The organism is Janthinobacterium aestuarii, assembly GCF_051380835.1.
Lineage (GTDB): Bacteria > Pseudomonadota > Gammaproteobacteria > Burkholderiales > Burkholderiaceae_D > Janthinobacterium > Janthinobacterium aestuarii.
On sequence record NZ_JBNYXU010000019.1, the window covers coordinates 1 to 8397 of the forward strand.

At 63.2% G+C, this 8397-nt stretch carries 7 protein-coding genes and 1 pseudogene; 3 read left to right on the top strand and 5 right to left on the bottom strand.

Going from position 1 to position 8397, the window contains the following annotated elements:
* Positions 1 to 334 precede the first annotated feature (334 nt).
* Genes ACQ4WO_RS27995 through ACQ4WO_RS28005 form a run of 3 tightly spaced genes read left to right on the top strand, consistent with a single transcriptional unit; the run spans position 335 to position 3924 of the window.
* Positions 335 to 1171, top strand: a complete 837-nt coding sequence (locus ACQ4WO_RS27995; protein ID WP_436484132.1) for an IclR family transcriptional regulator — start codon at positions 335 to 337, stop codon at positions 1169 to 1171.
* A gap of 39 nt (positions 1172 to 1210) precedes the next feature.
* Entirely contained in the window at positions 1211 to 2185 is a 975-nt protein-coding gene (locus tag ACQ4WO_RS28000) for an AAA family ATPase (protein ID WP_436484133.1), read from the top strand.
* Positions 2182 to 3924, top strand: a complete 1743-nt coding sequence (locus ACQ4WO_RS28005) for a cobaltochelatase CobT-related protein (RefSeq protein WP_436484134.1) — start codon at positions 2182 to 2184, stop codon at positions 3922 to 3924. The genes ACQ4WO_RS28000 and ACQ4WO_RS28005 overlap by 4 nt, the downstream gene beginning before the upstream one ends.
* Positions 3925 to 3928: 4 nt before the next feature.
* On the opposite strand, the gene ACQ4WO_RS28010 is transcribed toward ACQ4WO_RS28005, so the two are convergent.
* The 5 genes and pseudogenes from ACQ4WO_RS28010 to ACQ4WO_RS28030 form a co-directional block, all read right to left on the bottom strand.
* Positions 3929 to 5071, bottom strand: coding sequence for an AAA family ATPase (locus tag ACQ4WO_RS28010; protein WP_436484135.1), 1143 nt, complete (start codon positions 5069 to 5071; stop codon positions 3929 to 3931).
* A complete protein-coding gene (locus tag ACQ4WO_RS28015) occupies positions 5068 to 5955 on the bottom strand; it encodes an RNA ligase family protein (RefSeq protein WP_436484136.1) in 888 nt (295 codons plus the stop codon). The genes ACQ4WO_RS28010 and ACQ4WO_RS28015 overlap by 4 nt, the downstream gene beginning before the upstream one ends.
* Before the next feature lie 299 nt (positions 5956 to 6254).
* Positions 6255 to 7016, bottom strand: coding sequence for a TSUP family transporter (locus tag ACQ4WO_RS28020; protein ID WP_436484137.1), 762 nt, complete (start codon positions 7014 to 7016; stop codon positions 6255 to 6257).
* Between the two features lies 1 nt (position 7017).
* Positions 7018 to 8019 carry a phosphate acetyltransferase gene (gene pta, locus ACQ4WO_RS28025; RefSeq protein ID WP_436484138.1) on the bottom strand — a complete coding sequence of 334 codons (1002 nt, stop codon included), beginning with the start codon at positions 8017 to 8019 and terminating at the stop codon, positions 7018 to 7020.
* A gap of 194 nt (positions 8020 to 8213) precedes the next feature.
* A pseudogene (locus ACQ4WO_RS28030) lies at positions 8214 to 8397 on the bottom strand (sulfoacetaldehyde acetyltransferase); the annotation flags it as partial.

Below are 8397 nucleotides of genomic sequence, written 5' to 3' on the forward strand. Positions count from 1 at the left end.
TGATGCCGAACATGTCGGTCACGCCATTGGCGGCCAGGGTTTCCACGAACGCTTCGGAAGGCGTCATCTTTTGCGGGCCGGTGGGGATGGCCGCTGCGGCGGCGGCTTTTTGGTCGGTCATGTCATTCATGGGTGTCTCCTGGTCTGTTGTAATGAACTGCAGTGTAGTGAGCAACTTATTTATCAAAAATCGGTATATTTTGTTCCGAAATTTGATATACAATTCAATTTAAGCGTTCAGCAATCAAAAGTCAAACAGAATTTCGAGGAAACGGTACAATTTGAGTTCGAAAATGAAATAATACTCAGACATACAACCGAGGCCACCATGGACATGATTTCATCCCCAAAACTTGAGCCGGAAAAACTGGAAGGCGACACGCCCACGATGCGTTTGTTTGCCTTGCTGGAAGTGATTGCCGAAAAAGACCAGTTGCTGTCGCTGCAGGCGCTGGTGGAAGAAACGGGGCTACCCAAGCCCACCCTGCACCGCATGCTGCAACAGTTGGAAAGCGTGGGTGTGCTGCAGCGCGAAAGCGATGGCCGCCACTACAGCACGGGCGTGCGCCTGCGCCGCCTGGCGTCGAACCTCTTGATTAACAACACTTTCCATGGCGCCCGCCGCATGGTCTTGCGCCAGCTGGTCGAGGAAGTGGGCGAAAGCTGCAACCTGACGGCCTTCAGCGGCAGCGAAGTGGTGTACCTGGACCGCGTGGAAACGGCGGCCCCGCTGCGCTTCTACCTGCATCCCGGTTCGCGGGTGCCGGCCCACTGCTCGTCCAGCGGCAAGCTGTTCCTGGCGCAAATGACGCCCGTGCAACGGCGCCGTCTGCTGGGCCACATGGAATTGACGCGCTTTACGGACAAGACGGAAACGGACCCCGTCAAGCTCGAACGCGAACTGGAACTGGTGCGCCGCAACGGCTATGCGCTGGACGACGAGGAATTCCTGCCCGGCCTGCTGTGCGTGGCCGTGCTGGTGCCGAACCCGAACGGCCGCTCGAATCTGGCCGTGGCCATCCAGGCGCCCATCATCCGCTTGACGCACGACAAGGCTTTACATTTCTTGCCTGCATTGCAACGCGCCGCGCAAGCCCTGGCCGCCATCGAATCGGAAACCATGCCGACGACGGGCGGGGACGACGACGCATTGCAATCAAGTAACTCATAACCGCCGTAGCGCCCCGCTGCGGTTTCACAGGAGAACAAGGTGCCAGATTCACGCCAACATCCCCCCGCCGCAGCGGCGCAAACCTTGCAGTCCGTGCGCAGCCTGTTCGATATCGACAGCGACCTGCTCGTGCCCGTCTTCACGGAACGCGACCCGCACGTGCCCGACATCGATCCCGCCTACCGCTTCAACAAGGATGTGACCCTGGCAATCCTCGCCGGATTCACCCACAACCGCCGCGTGATGGTGCAAGGCTTGCACGGCACGGGCAAATCCACGCATATCGAGCAAGTGGCCGCGCGCCTGAACTGGCCCTGCGTGAGGGTCAACCTCGACGGCCACATCAGCCGTCTGGACCTGGTCGGCAAGGATGCCATCGTGCTGCGCGAACAGCAGCAAGTGACGGAATTCCAGGAAGGCATCGTGCCCTGGTCCCTGCAACGGCCCGTGGCCCTGATCTTCGATGAATACGACGCGGGCCGCCCCGACGTGATGTTCGTCATCCAGCGCATCCTCGAGCGCGACGGCAAGTTCACCCTGCTCGACCAGAACCGTGTCATCACGCCCCATCCCCACTTCCGCCTGTTCGCCACCTCGAATACGGTGGGCCTTGGCAACTTGAACGGCATGTACCACGGCACGCAAGTGCTCAATCACGCGCAGATCGACCGCTGGAACATCGTTGCCACCTTGAACTACTTGCCGCAGGACGAGGAAACGCAGATCGTGCTGGCCCGAGTCCCCGCCATGAACGACGAGGCGGGCCGCCAGCTGGCCGCCAGCATGGTGGCAGTGGCCAGCCTCACGCGCCACGGCTATGCGGCGGGCGACCTGGCTTGCCTGATGTCGCCACGCACGGTGATCACCTGGGCGGAGAATTGCCAGATCTTCCGCGACCCTGCGCTGGCCTTCCGCCTGTCCTTCCTCAACAAATGCGACGAGGCCGAGCGGCCCATGGTGGCCGAGTACTATCAGCGCTGCTTCAATGAGGAATTGCTGGCGAGCCAGGCATGAGTGCCGAAACGACGGCGCCTGCCGCCTGCACGCGCGAGCAGCAGGAAACGGATGAGCTGTGCGCGGGCGCCATCCGCGCCCTCAGCGCTTCTCCCTCGATACGCTACCGGGGCCGGCGCCTGCACGACGGTCACCGACCGCTGCCCATCCATGCGGCCCATCTGCAGCCCGATGCGGCGCTGCAAGACCTGCCGTCCTTGCGCGGTGCGGCCGACAGCGTGGCCCTGCGCCTGCTGCATACGGATGCGGCCCTGCACAAGTCCTTCTGCCCGGCGGAACCCGTGGCGCGCCTCGTCTTCGAGCTGCTGGAACAGTTAAGGGTGGAAACCCTGGCGCCAGAGCACCACGCTGGTGTGATCGGCAACCTGCGCCACCGTTTTACCGCATGGTCGCACGCGTTCTACGATTCCGGCCTGGCCGAGGGCGCGTCGGGCTTGCTGCTGTACACGGTATTCCAGATGTGCTGGTCGCGCATGATGGCCAGGCCCGTGCTGGAAAAGACGGAAGATTTTATCGAAGCGACGCGCTGGTCCGTTTCTTCCGCACTGAGCGGCGACCTGGCGGGATTGCGCCGCCACCGCACCGACCAGGCCGCCTTTGCGCGCCATGCGCTGGCCATCAGCCACGCCGTCGACGCCATGCTGAAAGACGCGCAAACGGCGCGCGATGGCGGCCAGGACGATGCGGGCGACGCCAAGGCGCAGGCCGCGTTCAAGCTGCTGCTCGATTTCGACAGCGATAACGACAATCTGCCCGATGCCGCGCCACTGGGCGAGAGCCGCGCTTTCAGCGATGGCGATGGCGATGGCGATGGCGGGTACAAGACTTACTCCTCGGCGTACGACCGAGAGGAAAGAGCGGGCGAACTCGTGCGTCGCGCCCTGCTGCTGGAATACCGCGAACGCATGGATGGTCGCATCGCCAGCCTGGGCATCAACACGGCCCGCCTGGCGCGGCGGTTCACGCAATTGCTGGCCGTGCCCGAGCGCGACGGCTGGTCGTTTGGCGAAGAAGAGGGGTATATCGACGGCCGCCGTCTGGCGCAACTGATCAGCTCGCCATCCGAGCGCAGGCTGTTTCGCAAGGAACAATTCCTGCCGCAAGCCGACTGCCTCGTCACCTTCCTCGTCGATTGCTCCGGCTCCATGAAGACGCATGCGGAATCCGTGGCCGTACTGCTCGACATTGTGCTGCGCGCACTGGAGCAGGCCGGCGTTGCCACGGAGTTGCTGGGCTTTACGACGGGCGCGTGGAACGGCGGACGAGCCAAGCGCGACTGGCTGCGCGCCCGCTCGCCCGCCAATCCGGGCCGCTTGAACGAACTCGTGCACATGGTCTTCAAGGATGGCGACACGAGTTGGCGCCGCGCGCGGCCCGACATCGCGGCCCTGCTGAAGGCGGACTTGTACCGCGAAGGTGTCGATGGCGAAGCCGTGGACTGGGCGTGCACGCGCATGCTGGCGCGCCCGGAACGGCGGCGCATCCTGCTCGTCGTGTCCGATGGTTGCCCGATGGACACCGCCACGAATCTCGCCAACGACGAGTTTTACCTGGCGCAGCATCTGAAACAAGTGGTGGCGCGCCGCGAAGCGCAGGGCGCCGTGGAAATTTGCGGGCTGGGACTGGGCCTGGATCTGGGCGCCTACTACAGCCACAGCCTGGCCACCACCCTGCCCGCCTCGCTGAACAATGAGCTGTTCAGCGAGATCGCGCAGTTGCTCGGTGGACGCAAACGTTAAGCCTTCAGCTTACTTCGTAGCGCACCGTGTGCGCTTCCATCGGCAGTGGAATTTCCCAGTTCCACAGCATCGCTTGCAGCTTCTTGTTGCTGAGCGACGTGTCGCGCTGGCCGTTGCGCCGTAGTAACTCCTTGCGCGGCTGCTCCAGGTACACGAGCTCCACCTGCGCATGGTATTTGTAGAGCAGGTTGAGCGTCTTTTCGCGCATCAGTTTCGACAGATGCGTGGCGTTCCACACGAACGGTTCGCCCTTGCGCAACAGTTCGCGCGCCCGCTCTTCCGCATAGTCGCCCACCTGCCCCTCGTTCTTGCCGTGCTTCAAGCCCAGGGCCGTCCGCGCATCGTCAAACGACACGACGGGCAAGCGCGGATGGTGCTTCTCCACCCACGTATTCTTGCCCGACGCGGGCAAGCCCGACATGACGATCACGTGCGAGCCCGGCTCCTGGAACAGCGGATAGTCGGGATGCGCCTCGGCACCGCGGAAATATTTCACGCGCGTGTGATCGTCGACAAAGGCGCGCCGCTGGCCATAGCATCCTTCCTCGCGCGCCAGTTCGCGGAACAGCTCGATCGCATCCAAAATACGCTGCGGATCGGGGCAGATACGCCCGCGGATATCGGCCTCGGCCAGCATGGCCAGCAAGCGGATATCGACTTGCCACGACAGTTCGCGTACGGTGAACTCGGGCGTGACGCCACGCCGCGACGTTTCCAGCGCAAAAAACGGCACCTGGTGCACATTGATCAGGCGGCAGATTTCCTCGCGCGCGGCAAACGGTACGTCGCAATCCCACAAGGCGATGCGCGCATCGAGGGCGCCCTTGCGCGAGTGGCCGGGCTGGCCGATGGCGCCCGTCACCGGGTCGATCACCGTGGTGCTGCACTTGGCCACGTCGTGCAGCAAGGCGGCGAGAAACACGATTTCCTGTTCCGCGCGCGTGGCTTGCTGGTAGTCGGGCATGGCCAGCAGGGATTCCACCACCATCATCGTATGCGTCCACACATCGCCTTCCGCGTGATACACGGGGTTTTGCGGCGTGTTTTTCGCCAGTTCCAGCTGCGGGAAGGCGGCCAGGCAGGCTTTGAAATCGGGCGACTGGCCAGGCATGGGCACCAGTTGTTGCAGGGTTTTCCAGTTCATCATTTTGTACTCCTTGAGAAAGCTGCCAGTTCGTCGAGCGAACGGCAGGTATGCAAGCCCAGGCTTTCCCACGTGACGAGCGGCTGCGGCGCGTACAGGTCCACGCCCTCGGCCAGCTGGTTAGGGATCAAGGGCCGCGTGCTGTGGTGCGAACCGCTGTCGAGGATGGTTTGCGTAAAGTCATGACGCACCAGCTTGTAGCGGGCCAGCACTTGCTCGTCGTCTTCCACCTTCAGGTACAGGCCTTCCGCGTGGTCGGACTTGTCCGTCTGCTTCCAGCACAGATCCAGCGGCAGGCGCTCGCGCGCCACCGCGTGCTCAAAGGCGTCGCGCCACAGACTGGACTTGGCCAGCGAATGGCGCAGCAACTGCCACAACTGCTTCGGCGTGGCCGGCATCAATCCCGCATACAGCACGGGGACGGACAGCACGGGCGAGCGGGCCAGCATGGCGTGGCGGCGCGCCGTCGACAGGAAGGTCTGGCTGCGGCGGCAATACACGTCGAACTCGTTGAAATAATGGGGCAGCCGGTCGTAAAACACGGAATGCTTGCTGTACGACCATTCGCCAAACAGCACATACTGGTCTTCCAGCAAGCCCAACAAGGCGTGTTCGTGCGCATGCGCCCACGGTTTCAACAGGTTGAACTGGCGCTCGCTGCCGCCGCCCGCCAGGTAATGGCCGCGCGACTGCAGCAGCACCTCGCCCGCATCGCTGAACGACACGGCGGAGTTGGCGCCATCGATTTTTTCCTCGATGACGACGTACTGGCCGGCCAGCTTTTTCAGGGGCATCTGGTCGGAACCGTCGTCGCCATCCTGCAGGCGCGAGCCTTCCAGGTGCGGCGTGCGCGGGTATTTGAATAAGGGTAAAGATTGTAAAAACATAGCGTCCCACGCCGCGTTCACCGGGGCGTGTCCATACAGGGTCAGGGGTGCTGACGACGTGTTCGGGCGTGGACGATCAAGACCAGGGTCTCGGATACGTGTGCGGGAAGAGCAAGAGCAGTGCCGCAGCAATCGGGGGCGTCAACGCGCCGAACGATGCTGCAAAGAGCATTTCGTCAGCGTTAGCAGGTGATGGCGAAGAAGCGAGGCACTTTTGGCTCCAATAAGGAAGAGGTTCTAGAAAGAACCGCGAATATAACGGCTGTTTGCATATTTTGCAAGCGCCGCACGCTTGGAGACTAGCCGAGCAATTGCGGCATGGCCGCCACCATCAGCGAAATGCCGATCAAGGTCAGCACGGCAAACGCGATGCGGCGCATGCCGCGCTGGGCGATCGGCGGCGGGTAGCGCTTGCCGGCCATCGTGGCCAGCACGCCCACGGGCAAGGCCAGCGCACACAGCAGCAGCACTTTCGCGTCGAGCTGGCCCTGGCTGCCAGCCATCAGCGAACGTCCGCCCGCGCTGATGGCAAATAAAAAGATCAGGCTGTAGCGGATGGTTTTCAAGCTCATTTCCTGGCGGTAGAACTGGTACACGAGGGGCGGCCCGGCCAGCGAGAACAGGCCCGAGAACAGGCCGCCGCACACGCCGCTGATAAAGAAACTGCGCTTGTCGGCCGCGCCGGGGCCAGGTGGCGCTTGCAGCAAAATGCTGACGCCGCCATACACGATGGCCGCGCCCAGCAACAGATGCAGCAGCGGCGCATACGCCTGGTCCAGGTATCCCAATAGCAAGACGCCGGCCGCCATGGCCGGCAGCAAGCCGATGCTGGCGGCGCGGATGGCGCGCCAGTCCAGGTGGTGCAACGCGCCCGGCAAGGCCACGAGGCAATTGGCTAGCGACAACAAACTGACGAGGGCCGCCAGCGCGGGCACGGGCGCCAGGCCGAGGCCGCTGGCCACGCCCATGACGATCATGCCGAGGCCAAAGCCCGTAACGGTCTGGAAATACGTGCCCGCCGCCACCACGCCCAGCAGCGCCAGCACGGGCAGGCTGAACAACTCAGCGTCCACCCTGGGCCTGTACGGACGTGACCGCAATCACGTTGTAGATATCGTCGGCGCTGCAGCCGCGCGACAGATCGTTGGCGGGCTTCTTCAAGCCTTGCAGCAACGGGCCGATGGCGACGGCGCCGCCCATGCGCTCGGCCAGCTTGTAGCCTATATTGCCCGCGTCCAAGTTCGGGAACACCAGCACGTTCGCGCGGCCGTTGACGACGGAATCCTTGACCTTGCGCTGGGAAATCTCGGCCACGATGGCCGCGTCCAGCTGCACGTCGCCATCGATGGCCAGCAGCGGACGCTGAGCCTTGACCCGGTCTGTTGCCGCGTGCACCTTGTCGACGGCCGCGTGGTGGGCGCTGCCGCTGGTGGAAAACGACAGCATGGCGACCCGCGGTTCTTCCATCAGCAAGGCCTGCGCGCTGTCGGCGGCGGCCATGGCGATGTCGGCCAATTCCTCGGCTTTCGGATCGACCACCAAAGCGCAGTCGGAAAAGATGAAACCGCCCTTGAGGCTGTGGAAAGGTTCGCACAGCATCATCAGGAAAAAGCTCGACACGAGCTTGAAGGCCGGGTCGACGCCGATGATCTGGATGGCGCTGCGCACCACATCGGCCGTCGTGTGCACGGCCCCCGCCACGCAGCCGTCCGCGTCGCCCAGGCGCACCATCAGGTTGGCGTAGCACAGCGGTTCTTGCACGGCGATCCTCGCCTGCTCCACCGTCATGCCCTTGGCCTGGCGCAGCACGAACAATTGCTGGGCGTAGTGTTCCGACTCGCTGGACTGCGCCGGGTCGACCAGGCGCACGGCGTCCAGGTCCAGCGCGTGTTCCCGCGCCAGGGCCAGGATGGCGGCCGGCTGGCCGACGATGGTGATGTGGGCCAGGCCTTCGGCAGCGGCACGCGCGGCCGCCTGCAATACGCGCGCATCGCCGCCCTCGCACAAGACGATATGTTTCGGCACGGCGCGGGCTTGCGCGATGATGCGGTGCAGGGCTTTCATGGCGACTCCAATTCGGTAAAAAAATGCCGGAACCATGGAAGCATGAGGCATGGTTCCGGCACATAAAACCCGGCGCGGTGCCGGGGTCATACAAGGATCGGTCAGGGTGGTGTCGGATTACGCCGGATCGAGGCTAAATTCCGGGGTCAGACCCGCCGGGTCTGACCCCGGCTTTTTGTCGCTGGCTCAAGCAATCAAACGTAATCTTTATATTTATCCAGATGCCGCACAGGTTTGCTCAACGCATCGCGGCGGAACGGATCGCCCAGCTCGCGCGTGCACATGATTTCAATGATGGTCGTCTTGCCTTCATTCATCTGCATGTCGATCGCCTTTTTCAGCGCTGGGCCCACGTCTTCCAGCTTGTCGACCGTGATG

What these genes read in the sequence shown, in the direction of transcription:
- ACQ4WO_RS27995 (WP_436484132.1), top strand. Translation starts at nt 335, where the DNA reads ATGATTTCATCCCCAAAACTTGAGCCGGAAAAACTGGAAGGCGACACG.
- ACQ4WO_RS28005 (WP_436484134.1), top strand. Translation starts at nt 2,182, where the DNA reads ATGAGTGCCGAAACGACGGCGCCTGCCGCCTGCACGCGCGAGCAGCAG.
- ACQ4WO_RS28010 (WP_436484135.1), bottom strand. Translation starts at nt 5,071, where the DNA reads ATGATGAACTGGAAAACCCTGCAACAACTGGTGCCCATGCCTGGCCAG.
- ACQ4WO_RS28015 (WP_436484136.1), bottom strand. Translation starts at nt 5,955, where the DNA reads ATGTTTTTACAATCTTTACCCTTATTCAAATACCCGCGCACGCCGCAC.
- pta (WP_436484138.1), bottom strand. Translation starts at nt 8,019, where the DNA reads ATGAAAGCCCTGCACCGCATCATCGCGCAAGCCCGCGCCGTGCCGAAA.